16 protein-coding genes are annotated in these 18,530 nt (G+C 64.2%); 9 read left to right on the top strand and 7 right to left on the bottom strand.

Annotated features, from left to right (window positions below; genetic code table 11):
- Positions 1-47 precede the first annotated feature (47 nt).
- The 4 genes from BJ6T_RS07140 to BJ6T_RS07125 all read left to right on the top strand — a co-directional run bounded on the left by BJ6T_RS07140 (position 48) and on the right by BJ6T_RS07125 (position 4,857).
- Positions 48-1,133, top strand: a complete 1,086-nt coding sequence (locus BJ6T_RS07140; protein WP_014491634.1) for a DUF2855 family protein — start codon at positions 48-50, stop codon at positions 1,131-1,133.
- A gap of 77 nt (positions 1,134-1,210) precedes the next feature.
- On the top strand, positions 1,211-2,974 hold the full coding sequence (locus BJ6T_RS07135) for a flavin-containing monooxygenase (protein WP_014491633.1): 1,764 nt from the start codon (positions 1,211-1,213) through the stop codon (positions 2,972-2,974).
- Positions 2,975-3,100: 126 nt separating this feature from the next.
- Complete coding sequence (locus tag BJ6T_RS07130) at positions 3,101-4,078, top strand: peptidyl-alpha-hydroxyglycine alpha-amidating lyase family protein (RefSeq protein WP_014491632.1); 978 nt, start codon at positions 3,101-3,103, stop codon at positions 4,076-4,078.
- A 221-nt stretch (positions 4,079-4,299) separates the two neighbouring features.
- Positions 4,300-4,857, top strand: coding sequence for an HNH endonuclease (locus tag BJ6T_RS07125; RefSeq protein WP_014491631.1), 558 nt, complete (start codon positions 4,300-4,302; stop codon positions 4,855-4,857).
- Positions 4,858-4,914: 57 nt separating this feature from the next.
- Here the strand turns inward: BJ6T_RS07125 and BJ6T_RS07120 are convergent, their stop codons facing one another.
- From BJ6T_RS07120 to BJ6T_RS07110, 3 genes are all read right to left on the bottom strand, one after another.
- On the bottom strand, positions 4,915-5,964 hold the full coding sequence (locus tag BJ6T_RS07120; RefSeq protein ID WP_014491630.1) for a cupin domain-containing protein: 1,050 nt from the start codon (positions 5,962-5,964) through the stop codon (positions 4,915-4,917).
- Positions 5,965-6,156: 192 nt separating this feature from the next.
- Positions 6,157-7,632: a GH1 family beta-glucosidase gene (locus tag BJ6T_RS07115; RefSeq protein ID WP_014491629.1), complete on the bottom strand. Its 1,476-nt coding sequence runs from the start codon at positions 7,630-7,632 to the stop codon at positions 6,157-6,159.
- A gap of 2 nt (positions 7,633-7,634) precedes the next feature.
- The gene (locus tag BJ6T_RS07110; RefSeq protein ID WP_014491628.1) at positions 7,635-8,636 is read right to left on the bottom strand and encodes a glycoside hydrolase family 16 protein; all 1,002 of its coding nucleotides are present in this window, start codon (positions 8,634-8,636) and stop codon (positions 7,635-7,637) included.
- A 334-nt stretch (positions 8,637-8,970) separates the two neighbouring features.
- On the opposite strand from BJ6T_RS07110, the gene BJ6T_RS07105 reads away from it, so the two are divergent.
- Positions 8,971-10,218: a glycosyltransferase family 87 protein gene (locus BJ6T_RS07105; RefSeq protein ID WP_014491627.1), complete on the top strand. Its 1,248-nt coding sequence runs from the start codon at positions 8,971-8,973 to the stop codon at positions 10,216-10,218.
- A gap of 5 nt (positions 10,219-10,223) precedes the next feature.
- Here the strand turns inward: BJ6T_RS07105 and BJ6T_RS07100 are convergent, their stop codons facing one another.
- Complete coding sequence (locus tag BJ6T_RS07100; RefSeq protein WP_014491626.1) at positions 10,224-11,105, bottom strand: DMT family transporter; 882 nt, start codon at positions 11,103-11,105, stop codon at positions 10,224-10,226.
- A 146-nt stretch (positions 11,106-11,251) separates the two neighbouring features.
- On the opposite strand from BJ6T_RS07100, the gene BJ6T_RS07095 reads away from it, so the two are divergent.
- The 4 genes from BJ6T_RS07095 to BJ6T_RS07080 all read left to right on the top strand — a co-directional run bounded on the left by BJ6T_RS07095 (position 11,252) and on the right by BJ6T_RS07080 (position 15,537).
- A complete protein-coding gene (locus BJ6T_RS07095; RefSeq protein ID WP_014491625.1) occupies positions 11,252-11,473 on the top strand; it encodes a dodecin in 222 nt (73 codons plus the stop codon).
- Between the two features lie 180 nt (positions 11,474-11,653).
- Positions 11,654-13,558 (top strand): diguanylate cyclase domain-containing protein, encoded by a 1,905-nt coding sequence (locus tag BJ6T_RS07090; RefSeq protein WP_014491624.1) that lies wholly within the window; start codon positions 11,654-11,656, stop codon positions 13,556-13,558.
- A gap of 241 nt (positions 13,559-13,799) precedes the next feature.
- A complete protein-coding gene (locus BJ6T_RS07085; protein WP_014491623.1) occupies positions 13,800-14,825 on the top strand; it encodes a helix-turn-helix domain-containing protein in 1,026 nt (341 codons plus the stop codon).
- Between the two features lie 64 nt (positions 14,826-14,889).
- Positions 14,890-15,537 carry an HAD family hydrolase gene (locus BJ6T_RS07080; RefSeq protein WP_014491622.1) on the top strand — a complete coding sequence of 216 codons (648 nt, stop codon included), beginning with the start codon at positions 14,890-14,892 and terminating at the stop codon, positions 15,535-15,537.
- A gap of 58 nt (positions 15,538-15,595) precedes the next feature.
- On the opposite strand, the gene BJ6T_RS07075 is transcribed toward BJ6T_RS07080, so the two are convergent.
- From BJ6T_RS07075 to BJ6T_RS07065, 3 genes are all read right to left on the bottom strand, one after another.
- Positions 15,596-15,790, bottom strand: a complete 195-nt coding sequence (locus tag BJ6T_RS07075) for a hypothetical protein (protein ID WP_014491621.1) — start codon at positions 15,788-15,790, stop codon at positions 15,596-15,598.
- 124 nt (positions 15,791-15,914) lie between these two features.
- Positions 15,915-17,813 (bottom strand): TRAP transporter large permease, encoded by a 1,899-nt coding sequence (locus tag BJ6T_RS07070; protein WP_028170109.1) that lies wholly within the window; start codon positions 17,811-17,813, stop codon positions 15,915-15,917.
- Positions 17,813-18,481: a TRAP transporter small permease subunit gene (locus BJ6T_RS07065; protein ID WP_028170110.1), complete on the bottom strand. Its 669-nt coding sequence runs from the start codon at positions 18,479-18,481 to the stop codon at positions 17,813-17,815. Before BJ6T_RS07065 ends, BJ6T_RS07070 begins: the two co-directional genes overlap by 1 nt.
- Positions 18,482-18,530 lie beyond the last annotated feature (49 nt).

Raw genomic sequence — 18,530 nt, 5'->3', positions numbered from 1 at the left:
TGGGTGAACGATGAAATGCCGGCACGGACAAAGCCGGGATCAAAGCCATGACATCGATCGACTTCGTCGTTGCGAAAAATGACCTCGACCAATGCAAGGTGGTTACGACCGAGCTTCCCGGCGCGGATGCGCTGCCGACTGACGCCCTGCTCCTGAAGGTCGACCGCTTCGCCTTCACCGCCAACAACATCACCTATGCGGTGATGGGCGATGAGTTGAAATACTGGCAGCTCTTTCCCGCGCCGAACGGTTTTGGCAACATTCCGGTATGGGGCTTTGGCGAGGTGATCGCCTCCAGGCATCCGAACGTCGCCGTGGGCGAGCGCCTGTTCGGCTATTTCCCGATGGCGACGCATCTCGTCATCGAGGCGGCCGACGTGAGCAAGCGCGGCCTTCGCGACGGTGCCGCGCACCGGCAGGGCGTGGCGCCGGTCTACAACGCCTATGCCCGCGTCAGCGGCGATCCCGCTTACGCCGGCCGGAAGGGCGATTACCAGGCGCTACTGCGGCCGCTGTTCATGCTGTCGTTCCTGGTCGACGACTTTCTGGCCGAGAACGACGACTTCGGCGCACGCACCGTGCTGCTCTCCAGCGCCTCGAGCAAGACCGCGTTCGGCCTCGCCCATCTGCTGCACACCCGCGGCCGCAAGGTGATCGGGCTGACGTCCGCCGGCAATGTCGACTTTGTCTCGTCGCTCGGCTGCTATGACGAGGTTGTCACCTACGACCGCATTGCGTCGCTGCCATCGGATGCGCCGGTCGCCTTCGTCGATATGGCCGGCAACAGCGCGCTGCGCGCCGGATTGCATCAGCACTTCGACGACCGGATGAAATGCTCCGTACGCGTCGGATTGACGCATCGCGCCACCGAGCCCGACGAAGGCGCGCTGCCCGGTGCAAAGCCGCGCTGGTTCTTCGCGCCCGACCAGATCCGCAAGCGCGCCAAGGAATGGGGCCCGGGCGGCATCGAGCAGCGCTTTGGCGCGGCATGGTCCGGTTTTGCGCCGCTGCTGGAGAGAAGCCTGATCGTGGTCGAGAGCCGCGGCCCCGACGCGGTGCGCCAGGTGTTTCTCGACACGCTGAAAGGGCGTATTCCGCCGGAGCAGGGCCACATGCTCTCTCTGCTCGGGTAAACCGCTTTCGAGGCCCGTCGAACCGGTATAGCGTCAACCTCAGAGGAAACGCCGCGAAGACGGCCACGAGGTCGCGCATGCTGGACAAGACGAAGGATATTTCCGTCTCGGCGCAAGCCTGGCTCGATGAGTTCGAGCGCACGCTCGGCAAGCCTGATCCGGCCGCACTCGACCATCTCTTCCTCGCCGACAGTTTTTGGCGCGATGTGCTGGCGTTGAGCTGGAACCTGCAAACGATCGCTGGCCACGACCGGATTGCCCAAGCGCTGAGGGCGCTCGCGCCACCGGCGGCGCCGGCGAGCTTCACGATCGCGCCCAACCGCGCGGCGCCGCGCTGGGTCACGCGCGCCGGCACCAGCAATATCGAGGTCATCTTCAATTTCGAGACCGTGATCGGTCGCGGCACCGGCATCGTCCGGCTCGTGCCCGATACCGGCGATGGCGACCGGCTGAAGGCGTGGACGCTGCTCACCGCGCTCGATGAGCTCAAAGGCTTCGAGGAGCAACTCGGCACGTCGCGGCCGCGAGGGCAGGCCTATTCACGCGATTTCCGCGGGCCGAACTGGCTCGACTTGCGCAACGCAGCGCGTGACTACGCCGATCGCGATCCTGCCGTGCTGGTGGTCGGCGGCGGCCAGGCCGGCCTTGCGATTGCAGCACGGCTGAAGCAATTGAAGATCGACACCCTGATCGTCGATCGCGAGACGCGGATCGGCGACAATTGGCGCAAGCGCTATCACGCGCTGACCCTGCATAACCAGGTGCAGGTCAATCATTTGCCCTACATGCCGTTCCCGCCAAACTGGCCGACCTACATCCCGAAGGACAAGCTCGCCAACTGGTTCGAAGCCTATGTCGACGCGATGGAGCTGGATTTCTGGACAGGCACCGAGTTCGAGGGCGGCGCCTACGACGACGCGAAGGGCTGCTGGACCGTCACGCTGCGGCGCGCCGACGGCAGCAAGCGCACCATGCAGCCGCGCCATGTCGTGATGGCGACCGGCGTCAGCGGCATCGCCAACGTGCCTGATATTCCGACCCTCAGCAATTTCAAAGGCACGCAGCTGCATTCGAGCCGCTACGAGGACGGCGAGAACTGGACCGGCAAGCGCGCCATCGTGATCGGCACCGGCAACAGCGGCCACGACATCGCGCAGGATCTCTGCTCGAGCGGCGCCGAGGTGACACTGGTGCAGCGCTCGCCGACGCTGGTCACCAATATCGAGCCGTCGGCCCAGCTCGCCTATGCGACCTACAACGAAGGCACCCTCGAGGACAACGACCTGATCGCGACCTCGATGCCGACGCCGCTCGCGAAGAAAACCCATGTGATGCTGACCGAGCAGTCGAAGGAGCTCGACAAGGAGCTGCTCGACGGCCTGCGCAAAGTCGGATTCAAGCTCGACTTCGGCGAGGCCGGCACCGGCTGGCAGTTCAAATACCTCACTCGCGGCGGTGGCTATTATTTTAACGTCGGCTGCTCCAACCTGATCGTCGAGGGAGCGATCGGGCTCAGGCAGTTTGCAGACATCGAGAGCTTCACGACCGAAGGCGCTCGGATGAAGGACGGTTCGATGATCGCGGCCGACCTCATCGTGCTCTCCACCGGCTACAAGCCGCAGGAATATCTGGTGCGAAAACTGTTCGGCGACGGCGTCGCCGACCGCGTCGGACCGGTCTGGGGCTTTGGCGACGGGTTCGAACTGCGCAACATGTATGCGCGCACCGGGCAGCCCGGCCTCTGGTTCATCGCCGGCAGCCTCGCGCAGTGCCGGATCAACTCGAAATATCTCGCGCTCCAGATCAAGGCGATCGAGGAAGGGATTTTGGGGGGGACGTGACTACGATCGTCATTCCGGGGCGCGCGTAGCGCGAACCCGGAATCCATCCATCCACACGATCTGCCGCACAATGGATTCCGGGCTCACGCTACGCGTGCCCCGGAATGACAAGAGGAGAGACCACACATGCCTGCCATTCTCGGCACCGGCGAGCACCGCTATCGCGTCGTCGACAATTTTGCAAAGCTGCCCGACGGCTGGACGCTGACCGACGTCGCCTCGGTCGCCGTCGACAGCAAGGACCGCGTCTACGTCTTCAACCGCGGGGCCCATCCGATGGTGGTGCTGGATCGTGAGGGCAATTTCCTCCGGAGCTGGGGTGAAGGCCTGTTCTCGCGCGCGCACGGCCTGCACATCGATGCCGACGACAATCTCTACTGCACCGATGACGGCGACCACACCGTGCGCAAATGCACCACCGACGGCAAGGTGCTGCTGACGATCGGCATCCCCGAGAAGCCGTCGCCGTTCATGAGCGGCGAGCCCTTCCATCGCTGCACCCACACCGCGCTGTCCCCGAAGGGCGAGATCTACGTCTCCGACGGCTATGGCAATGCGCGCGTGCACAAGTTCACGCCGGACGGCAAGCTCCTCAAGAGCTGGGGCGAGCCCGGCACCGACCCCGGCCAGTTCAACATCGTGCACAACATCGCCACCGATGCAGACGGCTGGGTCTATGTCGCCGACCGCGAGAACCACCGGGTGCAGGTGTTCAATGGCGAGGGCAAGTACGAGACGCAGTGGAACAATCTGCATCGCCCCTGCGCGCTATGCTGCTGCGGTGGAGCCAAGAGCCCGACCTTCGTGATCGGCGAGCTCGGACCCGGCCTCGACATCAACCGCAACGTGCCCAATCTCGGCCCGCGGCTGTCGATCGTGGACGCCAAGGGCAACCGCATCGCGCGGCTCGGCGGCGAGAACGGGCCAGGCGTTGCCAGCGGGAAGTTCTTGGCACCGCACGGCCTCGCGCTGGACTCCAGGGGCGACATCTATGTCGGCGAAGTCGGCGTCACCAACTGGAAGGCCAGCTTCGGAGACCAGGAGATGCCGGCCGTGGTGCGCGCGACGCGGTGCTTGCAGAAGCTGGAGCGGGTGCGGGAATAGCTGGGCGGGCGAAGCCGCGATGCGCCGTCGGGTCGACCCTGCCTCCCCCGGGGCGTCGTCCTCGCCCCCAAATCACGGCGGTTTTGAGCGCTTTGCCACCCCGCCGCCGCATTGCTTGCATCTGAATAAGTCGCTCAACGGGCTTCACAATCCCGTCACGCTGCATGTAGTATGTCAGTACATGCTGCTTCGCAGCGTATATTGGAGGCCGGGAGCGTTACTTGAACGCACATGTCTCGCAAGGCAGTTGGCCGGTGTTGGTGCTGAATGCGGACTTCCGGCCGCTGAGTTACTACCCGCTGTCTCTCTGGTCGTGGCAGGACGCGATCAAGGCGGTGTTCCTCGACCGCGTCAACATCGTCGCGCATTACGATCAGGCGGTTCACAGTCCCACGCTGCAAATGCAGCTGCCGAGCGTCGTCTCGCTCAAATCCTTCGTCAAGCCGACCACGCATCCCGCGTTCACCCGGTTCAACGTCTTCCTGCGCGACCGTTTCAATTGCCAGTATTGCGGCTCGCCGGAAGACCTCACCTTCGATCACATCATTCCGCGCAGCAAAGGCGGCCAGACCACCTGGGAGAACGTGGTCGCGGCGTGCTCGCCCTGTAATCTGCGCAAGGGCAATCTGACGCCGGCGCAGGCAAAGATGTTTCCGCGCCAGAGCGCGTTCGCACCGACCGTGCACCAGCTCCACCGCAACGGCCGCCTGTTCCCGCCGAACTATCTGCACGACAGCTGGCTGGACTATCTCTACTGGGATACGGAGCTGGATCCGTAGCATCCGGTCCAGCGTCCATATGCATCGGACGAAAGCCAGAGGAACGCTTTCGCGGGACTAGATCTCAGACCGCCCGGGAACCATGAACGATGTCAGGTGCCGCAGCTTGTCGGCCGTCTCCCGCGGTACGCCGAGATTGCTGGCCAGGACATCTCCGGGGTTCGATGCCAACCACGCGCTGATGTCGTTCGACTGATAATGCCCGTTGTTGAAGCCAATAAGGACGCGCAGCACGCCATTGCCCGTATTGCGAATGTAATGCCCGGCGCCCATCGGGGCGTAGCCGACATCACCCGCACTAAACTGATCGGTGACGACCTGCCCTTCGGCCAGAAACACGGCCATCTCGGCCTGCCCCTCGATGTAGTACTGCCATTCATCGGCGTTCGGATGCCAATGCAGCTCGCGCATCGCACCCGGCTCGATCTCCAGCACCGATCCTGCCATTGTTTTGGAGATCGGGAATTCCTTGACCGAGGCGATAAATTGGATGCCTCCGTTGGCCACACGACGCGGCTGTTGCGCAAGCAGCGGATAGCGGTGCGCGCTGACGAGTTCGGGGTAGTTCCGCGAACCGGCGTCCGGTGAGCGATCGTTCGGCACGGGACCCTTCGCGAAATAGGCCTCGCCTTTGGGCAGCTTTGCCAGGGTCTGCGCGTCGATCCCGAGGTTCTGCTCGACGACTGCAGCCGGTGTATGCGAGAGCCAATCCGTGATGCTGAAGGTGTGATCCTCGGAAAAATCCCCGTTGTCGAAAATCAGGATGAAGTGACATTCGCCAGGCCCCAGGCCTTGAATCGAATGACCCCAGCCGCGCGGGAAATACCAGATGTCGCCGGGGCCGAACGAGTCCGTCTCGGTGGCTCCGTCAGGATTGAGCAACGTCGTGCGACAACGGCCGGATACGACATATCCCCACTCGGCGGCGTTGGCGTGCCAATGCAACTCGCGCATCGAGCCGGAATCGAGGCGCATGGACACGCCGGCGATGCCGACGCTTGCCGGAAATTCATGCACCGAAGCGCCGCGCGTCGTGCCGCCGTCGCCAAGCCGGGGCTTTTGCTTTTCAAGCTCGTAGCGAAAGGACAGCCCTGTCGTCTGCTTCATCATGATCTCCTGCTTCCATCGTGGTAGATGCCCATTTGGCCTCTTGCCACGGCGCAGGTCTTTTCGATTTGCATCGATATTGTCGCATTCACATTCTTCCAGTGCCGGTTCGGGCCGGCTTCGGCAGTTCCGGCTATCCAATCGCTCGGAGAAATGCCCTCCTTGTTCGCCATGTTGACGATGGCATCCGCCTCACACACCGATCGCGTTGCGGATCACCACATCCCGATAGAACGCCGCGCTCAGCTTCGGTACCCTCGCCTGCGTCTCGAAATCGACCCGGTAGAGGCCGAAGCGCTTGCCGTAGCCAAAAATCCACTCGAAATTGTCCATCAGGCTCCACAGGAAATAGCCGCGAATCGGCACGCCCTCGGCGATCGCACGCTGCATCTGGGTCAGGTAATTGCGCAGGAACATGATGCGGTCGAGATCGTAGACCTGGCCGTCGGCGGAAATCTTGTCCTCGGACGAGGTGCCGTTCTCGCTGATGTAGATGGTCTCGATGTTCCAGATTTTTGCGGCGAGACGCGGGACCCAGTAGATCACCTCGGGGCCGACCCGCAGCCATTCCGAGTTCATGTGCGGGAACGAGGCTGGGAACGGCAGCACGCGGAAGCCCGACGCGCGATCGGAGGCCGTGACGTAGTATTGCGGCGCGTAGATGTTGAGCCCGACGAAATCGTTCGGCGTGCCGATGATCTTCAACTCCTCAGGGGTGAATTTCGGCGCATCCGCCCCGGCATAGGCGAGGAAGCCGTCGGTGTACTTGCCCTCCAGCACCACGCCAAGAAACCCGGCGTTGAGCTCGCGCGTCGCGATCTCGGCGGCGCGGATATTTTCAGGCGTTGCGAGCGCGGGCACGCAGGCTGCGATATTCTCGGCCGCACCGACGCGGGTGCCGGCGCGGCCCGACGCGCGGATCGCCTGCACAGCAAGCCCATGCGCCAGCGCGACGTGATGGCGCGCCTGGTTGAGCTGCGCGGCCGGCAGCTTGAGGCCGGGCGCGTCGATGCCCCAGCCATAGCCGAAATTCACGAAGCGCCCGACCTCGTTCACGGTGAAGATGGTCTTGACCCGATCGGTCAGGCGCGCGGCGACATAGGCGGCGTAATCTGCAAAGGCCTTCGAGGTGTCGCTCGACTGCCAGCCGCCGACGCGATCCTGGAGCGCCTGCGGCAGGTCCCAGTGATAGAGCGTCGCACAGGGCTCGATGCCGCTCGCGAGCAGCTCGTCGACGAGCCGGTCGTAGAAATCGAGCCCCTTCGGATTGGGCTGGCCCGATCCATCCGGAAACACCCGCGGCCACGCAATCGAGAAGCGGTAGGCTTTGACACCGAGCGCCCTGATCAACGCGACGTCGTCCTTGTAGCGGTGATAATGCTCATTGGCGCGGTCGCCGGTCGAGCCGTCCTCGATCTTGCCGGGCGTGTGGCTGAAAATGTCCCAGATCGACTTGCCGCGGCCATCCTCGTCGACGGCGCCCTCGATCTGGTAGGACGAGGTCGCCGTGCCCCACAAAAAGTCCTTGGGAAAGGGCGCGTGCGCGTGGCGGTCGGGCGTCTCATTATCTGCAGCCCAGCTATCTGCAGCCTTGGCACCCGCCGCAGCGCCAAGCGCGGCGAGCCCCGCGAGCTTCGCAAGATCGCGCCGCGAGACATCAGCTGACATCGCTATCTCCGAGCCTGCTCCATGTCGATCTGATAGGCGGAAATCCGGTCGATCTCGAATGCGACGGTGGGCGGCGATTGCGCATCGACCGGACCGACGCCGAGAAAGAATTTCGATCCGATCGCGAGATTGACGATCATGTACATGGGATCGTCGAAGCCGATCGGCACCTTGATGTCGGAGACCGGCTTGCGGTCGATGAAATAGACCAGGCGATCCTCCTCCCACAGCACACCGTAATTATGGAACGTGCTCGAAGCATCGCCGACCGCATAGTCGAAGCCGCAGGACTGGATCTTCTGGGTCGACGGAATCCGCCAATGCGTCGTCATCACGAGATCGCCGGGCCGCTCGCCGCGGCCTTCCAGCACGTCGACCTCCGGCGGCCAGCCGCCGTCGTCCGCCAGCATCCAGAACGCCGGCCACACCGCATGGCCGACCGGCACCTTGGCGCGGATTTCGAAATAGCCGTGCTTCTGCGCGAACGTGCCCTGCGTGGTCAGGATTCCCGAGATGTACTCGTTGTTGAACAGAACGGACTTCAGTTCCGGCGGCGTGCGGCTGGCGACGATCGAGAGCACGCCGTCCTTCACCTTGAACGGATCTAGCCCAAGCGGCGTCCCCGCACGCCCCGAATAGCGCGGATCGACGTAGATCTGCTGCTCGCCATTGGCGCTGGTCTTGCGCTTGAAGTCGGAGCCGTCACCGCCCCAATAGCGCGCTTCCGGCCAGGCCGCACCGCCGGCGTAATGCGGCACCCAGCGACCTGTCGCAAGCGGATGCTCGTCAAAGTCATCGTTGAAGGTCCGGCGCAGCGGCAGGAACGCGAGCAAGGCGGGATTGGCCGTCTCAAGCTTGCGGCACTCGATCATGGAAGGATCGGTGCTCACTTGCAGCGCCATCGTGCAGGGCGCAGCATCGAGATCGTCCTGCGCGACGCCCGGCGCGGGCACGGCAGACAGGCCGATCGCAACCAGAACGCCCTTCGTCCAACTGTCGATCATCGCCGCACATCGAACTTGGCAGAAAACTTGGCAGGATATGCGCAGGTTAGCTCGCCTGTCTTCGAGCGGGCAAGCACGGCCATCTGTGCGGGCGGGCGATTTCGAAAAGGTCATTTCGACATCGCATTCAGGTCGGCCGGAAATCGCGTCACCCCGGCGCAAGATCGGCGGTTAGCCAGGCCCAGTTCCGCGCGCCCCAGCGCCGCCAGAGAGGCGCCGGCGGCCAAATCCTTCCGCATTCGTTACAGTCCCTTAAGCCTCCGATGGCAGTTTGGCCGGGATCCGCGGCCCTGCCCGTCCAGCCGCCGATCCATCAGGTCCAAGGTCGTCGCTCATGTTTGCCGAGACGCTGGAAGCGGTTCAGTCCTCGCCATCGAAGCGGACCACCTATGTTCGCTTTGTGCTGGCGGCGCTGGCGTCGATCGCCGTCTTCAAGGCCTTCTGGTTCGCACGCTTCGGCGGCTGGACGGATCGCGAGCTCGCCGATTTCGATGCCTTCCACATCGTCGCGCAGCACGTCTGGCGCGGCGATCTCGACCAGGTCTATCATTTCGACGCCCTGCTGAAGATGCAGATGGAGGCCGCCGGCGGCGCCACCGGCTTCATGCCCTGGACCTATCCGCCGCAATACGACCTCCTGCTCGCGCCGTTCGCATTCCTGCCGATCGGCGTCGGCTATCTCCTGTTCACCGCCGCGACGCTTGCACTTTATCTCGTGACGCTCCGGGCGATCGCCGGCCGGAATTTCGCGCAGGTGCTGGTGATCCTGTTTCCGGCGATGGCGATCACCATCGGCTGCGGGCAGAACGGCTTTCTGACGGGGGCGCTGATCGGGCTGGTCTGCCTCAACGTGGAGCGGCGGCAGCTGTTGGCGGGCCTCGCGCTCGGCGCCATGGTGATCAAGCCGCACCTGGCGATTGCCGCCGGGGTCTATCTGCTGGTGACGCGGCGCTGGATTGCGCTCGGAACGGCCGCGGCCGTCGTACTGGCAAGCTCGCTGCTCTGCACGCTCCTCTTCGGGGGGCAGATCTGGTTCGCGTGGCTCGGAGCGATCAGGGAATCGGCGGGCTATCTCGAGCAGGGCTTCTACCCGCTCTTCCGCATGATCTCGACCTATGCTGCGCTGTACAAAGCCGGCCTTCCCGCAAGCGCGGCCTTCTGGGGACAGACGGCCGTTGCCGGGCTGGCCTTGTTCACCGTCCTTCTCGGTGCGGCGCGGGGCGCTTCACCGGCCTTCACGCTCGGTGCCGCCGTGATGGTATCCGTGATGATCAGCCCCTATGCCTATGATTACGATCTGCCGATGGTCGGGATCGGTCTGGCCCTGATGCTGCCCGATCTCACCAGGATGGCGAGCCCGCGCGAGCGGGGCATCATATACGGGCTGATCCTGTTCGCCGGAGCCTATGGGCTGCTGCAGTCGGGGCGGCTCGCGGTGCAATTCGGGCAGAAGGCCGATCCCGACCAACATTTCGCGCCCGCCCTGGGCGGCTTCGCCCTGATGGCGCTCCTGATCCTGCTGCTGCGGCTGCTATGGCGCGGGACGCAGCCGGCGCCCATCCTATCGCAGGCCGCGGAATAACGCCTCTAGGCCCGCTGCAATGCCAGCGTCACGCCGCCGAGCGTGAGCGCCATCGCCGCCCATTCGCGCAGGCCCAGCGGCTCGCCCAGGATGATCGCGGCGGAGACGACGCCGATCACGGGGACGATCAGCATGCCGGTCGAGGCCGAGGTCGGCGGCAGGCGGCGCAACGTCTCGAACCAGGTGACGTAGCAGACGCCCATCGGCACCAGCGTCATATAGACGAAGCAGCCGAGACCCAGCGGGGTGATCGCGGTGATATCGGGTTGCTCGAACAGGATGCCGAGGATCAGCATCGTGGCGCAGCCGAGCCCAACCTGCCAGGCGACGACCACCAGCGGCGGCATCGGCAGCGCCTTGCGGTTGAGCACATTGCCGAACGCGAACAGGATGGCGCAGAGCAGCGCGAGCGCGATGCCGAGCAGCTTGTCGGCGCCGAACGCAAAGCCGTGGCCGCCGAGGAGCAGCCCGACGCCGGCGACACCGAGGACGAGACCCAAAATATCCCGCATGGTCGGCCGCGTACCCAGCACAGGCCAGGCGAACAGCATGGCCCAGATCGGCATCGTATAGGCGAGCAGAGCCCCCTCGCTCACGGTCACATATTTCATCGCGACCGTGCCGAGCCCCATCCAGGCAAGGACGTTGGTGAGGGTCGCAAACAACAGCCGCGGAATCGCCTCGCGCGGAACGGCGAAGGATTCCTTCCGGCCCAGTGCGAGCGCGCCGAGAATGAGCGAGGCGCAGACGCCGGCCAGCCCGCGCGCGAACAGCGGCGGCCATTGCTGGAGCAGCAGCTTCATCAATGGCCAGTTCAGCGCCCAGCCGAACGCGGTCACACCGAGGCAGAGAAAGCCGATCGTTCTGTCGCGCCGCGCCGAATCCATGGACAGCGCTTAGCAGGCGGGTGCGACGCACTCCACCTCGGCTGGCGCATGCGGGCCATGGCGGACGATGGAACCCGGAACGCCGGTACCCGTTCAAATGGGAGCGGGTGGCGGTGGTGCCGCAACGCAAACGAGGGAGACGTACCATGCCCACAGCCGAGACGGATCACGTCTACAAGATCCTGGAGCTGGTCGGATCATCCGAAACCTCCATCGAGGATGCGATCAAGAACGCGATCAGCCGCGCCGCCAAGACCGTTCGCGAAATGAAATGGTTCGAGGTGGTGCAGACACGCGGTCACATCGAGAATGGCGCCGTCCGCCACTACCAGGTGACGCTGCGCGTCGGCTTCACGCTGGTCGACTGACGCGGCAGACGCGCGCGAAGCCGTCATGCCGCGGCGACGTAGTTAACATCCGGCGATGAGAGTCGATCAAAATATCGGCGACCTCATCCGGCGGATTACGGACGCGCAAAATCATCGCGGAAGTTGCAACAGGCCGTTAAGGCCAAAGTGAGAGGTTTGCTCCGATTTGGAGCAAGCCCGTTGGTCTCGAACCGCGAACTCGGCAAGACGCGCCTTCCGCTCTGGGCGGGCGGATTCGTCGTGCTGATCTGCTTGGCGATCCTCGGCTTGAGCGTCTGGCGCGAATGGGAAACGCACAACTCCGACCTCCGGAACGCCGAGATCGACGTCGCCAACCTCGCGCATTCCCTGGTCCAGCACGCGGACGACACGTTCGAGCTTGCCGATACGATCCTGGTCGGGCTGGTCCATCGGCTCGAACTCGACGGGACCGGCCCGGACACGATCGCGAAGCTCCAGACTTACCTGCCGACCCGCAAATCATCAGACCGCATCCGCGGTATCTTCGTCTATGACGAGACCGGCCGATGGCTTGCCACGACCGAGCATGTCGACTTCTCCAAGCTCAACAACAGCGATCGCGAATATTTCCGGCAGCACCGTGATTCCCCGGCGAAGGACACGCTGATCGGCCGGCCCATCAAGAGCCGCGCCGGCGGCCAGTGGATCATCACCGCGTCACGCCGGATCAACCATCCCGACGGCAGCTTTGCCGGCGTCGCGCTGCTCACGATCGACGTCGCCTATTTCGCGAAATTCTACGAGCGCTTCGACGTCGGGTCGAACGGCTCGGCATCGCTGCTCAACGACGCCGGTATCATGCTGGCGCGCAGCCACGACGAGACCAGCGCCTTCATCGGGCGCGACCTCTCCAATACGCCTCTGTTCAGGGAATGGAAAAGTCGCCCAGCGGCGGCGATCTACTATTTCAAGTCGCCGCTCGATGGGGTGCAGCGGCTGAGCTACTACCAGCGCAGCAGCCGCTATCCGCTGATGGTGCTGACGAGCAAGTCACAGGACGACGTGCTGGCGCCCTGGCGACGCGCGGCAGCCGTACGCACGGCCTTTGTGCTCGGCCTCGTCGTGCTGATCGCGGTGATCGGCTTCTACCTGGTCCGCCAGCTCTGGCAGCGGCAGCGAATGGCGCAGGCCCTGGTCGCGAATGAAGCCCATTTCCGCCTGCTCGCGGAGCAATCCAGCGATATGGTATCCCGGATTGGTCTGGACAACCGACTGCTCTACGTCTCTCCCTCGTGCGTGCGCATCATCGGTTGGTCTCCCGAGGAACTGCTCGGTACGTCGGCGGTGGCCGGTATCCACGCGGACGACATGGAGCGGGTCGAGCAGGCCATCGCATCGCTGAAGAACGACGAGGCCGAGGAAGCGCGGTTCGTCTATCGCCAGCGCCATCGCGACAAGGGCGATATCTGGGCCGAGGCGGCCTTGCACGTGACCCGAGCCTCCGACAGCGGCGAGGTCGACGGTGTCGTCGCGGTCGTGCGCGACATGACCGAGCAGAAGGACTTGCAGGACAAACTCGCATCGCTCGCGACCACCGATGGCCTGACCGGGCTTGCCAACCGCCGCGCGTTCGACGAGCGCCTCGCTGAGGAATGGGCGCGCGCCCGGCGCGACGGCACGCAGATCTCGCTCCTGTTGATCGACGTCGATCACTTCAAGAAATTCAACGATCATTACGGACATCAGGCGGGTGACGGCTGCCTCCGCGCGCTCGGCCGGATCCTGTCCGCTCAGGCCAAACGCCCGGCGGACCTCGCTGCGCGCTACGGCGGCGAGGAATTCGCCGTATTGTTGCCGAACACCGGCCCGGATGGCTGCGCCGAAGTCGGCGAAGAGATTCGCGAGGCATTGCACGACCTCGCGATGCTGCATACACAAAATCCGCCCTCCCGCCTGGTTACGGCAAGCATCGGCGCTGCGACAAGCCTTCCATCTCAGACCGCGCTGGACTGCAACACGCTGGTCGCCGGCGCCGACCGCGCGCTCTACGCCGCCAAGGACAGCGGCCGTGACCGCACGGTTATGTCGGGACAGGTCGTGCCCTGGCCCGCGAAGAGCGCGTGACGAAGCCTGCCAGGCGTAGCGAACGCTGCCCTTTCCCGCGTAGCTGGCAAGCGCGGCTAGCGCGGTGTGCACATCCGGCACATCGGCGCGCGCCAAATCCTGCCGGCGGCCTTGCCCACCATCGCTTGCGCACTGATTTCTGAATGGCTACATGCGGAACTGATGTTGGGGGGCCGCCGGACTTCGACGATCGGGTCCATGCGGTACGGCCTCATCGTGGGGCAATGCAGACGAGACGGCCGTGAACGAGACCATGCTGGCGGACATCCCGGGGCGCGGGGTGGACGCGCTGAAACAGTTGCGCGCCATGACGGCCGACATCTGCGATGTCGTTCCGCTCACCGCGGAGGACGACTTCCATGTCACCACCGTGACGATGATGACCCGCAATGCGTTGCTGGTCGATACCCGCGCGACCGATCAGGAATACGACCGGACGCCTGCGCACGTCGCCCGCGGTGCGATGGATCACTTTCAGATCACCCTGTGTGTCGAGGGCGAGATGCGATTCAGCTCGGGCCGGCGCGAGGTGACGATGGGGCCCGGCGCCATCTGCCTGATCGACATGGCGCAGCCGAACCGGACCGTGCTGCGCGGCGGCGGCAGTCGTACCCGCCTGATGGCGATCATCCTGCAACGCGCCATGCTGGCGCCACGGCTTGCTCATCCGGATTCGGCGACGGCTACCTTGCTGCCGTCAAACCATCCTCATACGCGCCTGCTTGCCAGCCATTACGCGGCGCTTACGCTGCCACCCGAGCCCGAGGCGGGCAGCGCAGAGGCCACGATCGAAGCGATCGCCGACATCGTTGCCGCGGCCGCCGGCGGGACCGCCGACATTGCGGCCGGAGTCGAACGCGCCGAGCGGCATCTTTATCTTGCGATGATCAAGCGCCGCATCGCGGACAATCTCGAGACCGACGCGCTCACCGCAGACGAGTTGTGCCGCCACTTCCAGATCTCGCGCGCGACCCTCTATCGGCTGTTCGAGGCGGATGGCGGGCTCTCGCACTATGTGAGGGAGCAGCGCCTCAATCTCGCTTTCCGCCAGCTGATATCGCCGTCCGCGGAGGACACGCGGCTGATCGACCTCGCCGTCGGCATGCGCTTCAGCAGCGATTCCACCTTCATTCGCGCATTCCGCCGCAAGTTCGGCTTGACGCCGGGCGAACTGAGGGAGCTGGCCGACAATTGGCTCCGCGAGACCGGTGCGGTCCCGACCATCGATACGGTGCTGCATCAACTGGCCCGCCGTCGCACCTCGTAGCCGTAGAGACGGTGCCGGATTTGTCCCCTGCGCGTAGTCGGGATATGACACCGATCACGGCCGGATGTTCGGCCAATCCGAGAGTGTTGCCGTGACTGATGGAATCAAGCTCGTCCTGTTCGACATGGACAACGTGCTCTGCGACTATGACAGGGCAAAGCGTGTCGCGTGCTTGGCAGAGCTGGCGGGGACGAGCAGCGCGTTCATCCACGAGGCGATCTGGGACAGCGGCTTCGAGTCGCTCGGCGATTCCGGCGCGCTCGATGCTGCGGACTATCTGCGAGGCTTCGGCGAACGCATCGGCTATCCGCTGTCGCTCGACGAGTGGGTGGAAGCGCGGCGCCGTTCGATGCAGGCGAATGCCGCGATGCTGGAGATCGTGCGCCGCCTGCGCAAGACCGTCGATGTTGCCATCCTCACCAACAACACCACGCTGGTCGCCGACCATATCGACGCGCTGCTCCCCGATCTGCGTCCGCTGTTCGGCTCGAGAATCTACGCCTCGGCCCGGTTCAATACGGCGAAACCGGACCCGCGCTGCTATCGCCGCTGCCTGTCCGAGCTCAACGCGATGCCGCAGACCGTGCTGTTCGTCGACGATCTCATGGCCAATGTTGCCGGCGCGCGTGAGGCGGGGCTGTTCGCGCATCGCCACACGTCGATGGAGGCGTTCAGGCAGGCCCTCTCGGAATATGGCCTGCTTCATGGATGAATATGCGTAACATCGTAACGTCGGTGAAGGCGTCCAGGCAGGCTCGGTCCGGGCTCGATCACTTGTCGTGGTTGGGGACCCATTCCTCCGCGGTCGAGTCCCAATCATGGGTATCGTCGAAGTGCCGCCACGGGGGCCGCTGTGGTTTGGGCTCAGCGGGCTCTTTGCGCGGTTGGGGCATGAGCGCGCCAAGCCTCATCGTCCAGTCACGGGCGCTCTGTTCCCAGTACGACACGTTGAAGGGTGTCAGCATCGGGGCCTCCTTCAAGCAAGAAGCCTGACCATTCTAGCACCATCGGAGGCATGTGGTGTAAGATGGTTCACAGTCCGAAATGAGTTTTTCCGCCCACTCCTTCGCCCAAGGGGCGGCCCGATGCTCAACTTCCGTACAGATAGTTCGGCAGCCACAGCGTCAGGCCGGGCCAGATGTACATGAACACCATGCAGAGGATCACGATCAGCATGTAGGGCATCATGCCGGAGAAGATCTGGTTGAGCGTGACGTGCTTTGGCGCCACGCCCTTCAGATAGAAGGCCGACATCGCCACGGGCGGCGACAGGAATGCGGCCTGGAGGTTGACGAAGACCAGCACGCCCCACAGGATCGGATCGATGTTGAAGTGCTTCAGCATCGGCAGGAAGATCGGCACGAAGATCACGATGATCTCGGTCCATTCCAACGGCCAGCCGAGCAGGAAGATGATCGCCTGCGACAGGATCATGAACTGGACCGGCGACATGTTGAGCGAGAGCACCCACCTTTCGAGCAGCGCCTGGCCGCCGAGGATCGCGAACACCGCCGAGAACAGCGCCGAGCCCACGAAAAGCCAGCACACCATCGAGGTGGTCTTGGCGGTCAGGAACACCGCCTCCTTGGTGCGCTTCCAGTCCAGCGTTCTGGCCTGGAACGCGAGCAGGAAGGCGCCGGCCGCACCCACTGCCGCCGATTCCGTCGCGGTGGTGATGCCGAACAGGATCACGGCGAGCACGACCACAGTCAGGATGCCGAGGGGCATCACGGACATGACCAGGAGCCGCAGCACCTCGAACTGCTCGGCCTCCATGGTCCAGTAATAATAGAGGAGCATGAGCGCGCAGATACCGGCGACGACGGCAAAGTAAGTATAGAACTCGGGCGGCGGTCCGGACTCCGCGGGCGCGGCCGTGGTCTTGCCCCGCAGCTCGGCACTGCCCATTTGCTGGAGCACCTCAGGCTCGTTCGTCGTGGCCCTCTCCGACCGGCTCGCAGCGCCGCCGAGTTCCTCGAGCTTTTCTTCGGCGCTCTCCTGCTCCTGGGCGCCCGCGCCGAGCGGCTGGAGCGTCTCCTCTGCGCGCGGCTGTTGCTGCGTTGCGGCCGCGACCGGCGTTTGAATGTCAGCCTGCTGGTGGATCACGACATACCACCAGGCGGCCCAGAGCGTTGCGAGCGTGAGGACCAGCGGCACCAGCGCATAGCCGAGGCTCCTCACCAACGTCAAATAGGTGACGCGGGCGCCATCGACGCCGGCATTGACGATCCTGGCAGGCGCCAGCAGCGCCGCAACGAGCGCCGGCAGCACTTTGCGCGAATAGGCTTGCTGCAGCGTGACGATCCACGGACGGACCGGAACCTTGACTTCGCTTTCGGGAAGCTTCGGCGCAATCTTCGGATTGAGGAGTGCCCAGCCGACGATGTAGACGAGATAGAGGAAGGCCAGGAAGAAGCCAGGAAACATCGCCGCCGCGTAGAGCTTCACCACCGACTGTCCGGCCACGGCCGCGTAGACGATGATCATCACCGAGGGCGGAATCAGGATGCCGAGCGTGCCGCCGGCGGTGATGACGCCCGAGGCGAGCTTGACGTCATAGCCGGCCTTCAGCATCGGATTGAAGGCGATGACGCCCATCAATACCACGACCGCGCCGACGAGCCCGCTTGCGATGCCCCAGAACGTGCAGACAATCAGCGTCGCCACCGCGAGCGAGGCAGGCACGCGGCGGAAGGCGAGCTGGATCGAGTAGAACATCTTGTCGACCAGCGCGCCGCGCTCCATGACGTAGCCCATCAGCACGAACAGAGGGATCGAGATCAGGACGTCGTTGGTCATCGCACCATATGTGCGCTGGACCATCAGGTCGAAGATGTGGTTGTCGCCCCAGGCTTCGCCCGCCCGGTGATAGGCGAAGAAGCCGAAGAACATGCCGAGCCCCATCAGGGTGAAGGCGGTCGGAAAGCCCATCATGATCACGACCACGATGAGGACGAGCATCAAGAGTCCGAGTGCCGGATCGCTGATCATCCCTGCAGGTCTCCGCCCATGCCGCGCTGCCGCGCGCTTTCCTCGATGTCCTGTGCGCGTGCGATCGCTGCCTTCCGCGCCTCTTCGTCGACATGTTCGCTGTGCGCAAGCTGCTCCGCGATGACGTCGATTTCGGAGACATCGGCGAGTCGGCTCGGCCAGGTCCCCGTCTTGAGACAGAGCACGCAGCGGGCGATTTCGGCTGCCCCCTGCAGCAGCACCAGAGCGCCCGCGAGCGGAATCATGAACTTGAAGTGGTAGACCGGCGGCCCTTCGGCGGTGACATTGGAATGCTCGTTGATGCGCCAGGAATCCAGCGCATAGTCCCATCCCGCATAGACCAGCGCGGTGATGCCGGGCAGGAAGAACGCGAGGTACAGCACGAGGTCGAGGCTCGCCTGGGTGCGCGGCCGCATCGAAGAGTAGAGGAAGTCGCCGCGAACATGGGCGTTCTGGGCCAGCGTATAGGCGCCCGCGACCATGAACAGGGTGCCATACAGCATGTTCGAGGCGTCGAAGATCCAGGCGGTCGGCATGTTGAGGATGTAGCGCTTGAAGACCTCGGCGCAGACCAGTGCCATCAGGCCCACGACCAGCCAGGCCGCGATCTTGCCGGTCCACGTGCTGATCGCGTCAATGGTGTACAGAAAGCGCTGCGCATTCATGTGCGTTGCCACCGCCAATCCTAGTGTCGCTGTTGTCTAGAGACAAGAC

Source organism: Bradyrhizobium japonicum USDA 6, assembly GCF_000284375.1.
Classification (GTDB): domain Bacteria; phylum Pseudomonadota; class Alphaproteobacteria; order Rhizobiales; family Xanthobacteraceae; genus Bradyrhizobium; species Bradyrhizobium japonicum.
The sequence above is the reverse complement of the archived record's forward strand: the minus strand, read 5'-3'. Positions and strand labels throughout refer to the sequence as shown.

Bases quoted from the DNA above. Each gene is read 5' to 3' on its own strand.
- BJ6T_RS07140 (WP_014491634.1), top strand. From the start codon at position 48: ATGACATCGATCGACTTCGTCGTTGCGAAAAATGACCTCGACCAATGC.
- BJ6T_RS07135 (WP_014491633.1), top strand. From the start codon at position 1,211: ATGCTGGACAAGACGAAGGATATTTCCGTCTCGGCGCAAGCCTGGCTC.
- BJ6T_RS07130 (WP_014491632.1), top strand. From the start codon at position 3,101: ATGCCTGCCATTCTCGGCACCGGCGAGCACCGCTATCGCGTCGTCGAC.
- BJ6T_RS07120 (WP_014491630.1), bottom strand. From the start codon at position 5,964: ATGAAGCAGACGACAGGGCTGTCCTTTCGCTACGAGCTTGAAAAGCAA.
- BJ6T_RS07115 (WP_014491629.1), bottom strand. From the start codon at position 7,632: ATGTCAGCTGATGTCTCGCGGCGCGATCTTGCGAAGCTCGCGGGGCTC.
- BJ6T_RS07110 (WP_014491628.1), bottom strand. From the start codon at position 8,636: ATGATCGACAGTTGGACGAAGGGCGTTCTGGTTGCGATCGGCCTGTCT.
- BJ6T_RS07105 (WP_014491627.1), top strand. From the start codon at position 8,971: ATGTTTGCCGAGACGCTGGAAGCGGTTCAGTCCTCGCCATCGAAGCGG.
- BJ6T_RS07100 (WP_014491626.1), bottom strand. From the start codon at position 11,105: ATGGATTCGGCGCGGCGCGACAGAACGATCGGCTTTCTCTGCCTCGGT.
- BJ6T_RS07095 (WP_014491625.1), top strand. From the start codon at position 11,252: ATGCCCACAGCCGAGACGGATCACGTCTACAAGATCCTGGAGCTGGTC.
- BJ6T_RS07080 (WP_014491622.1), top strand. From the start codon at position 14,890: ATGTTCGGCCAATCCGAGAGTGTTGCCGTGACTGATGGAATCAAGCTC.
- BJ6T_RS07075 (WP_014491621.1), bottom strand. From the start codon at position 15,790: ATGCTGACACCCTTCAACGTGTCGTACTGGGAACAGAGCGCCCGTGAC.
- BJ6T_RS07065 (WP_028170110.1), bottom strand. From the start codon at position 18,481: ATGAATGCGCAGCGCTTTCTGTACACCATTGACGCGATCAGCACGTGG.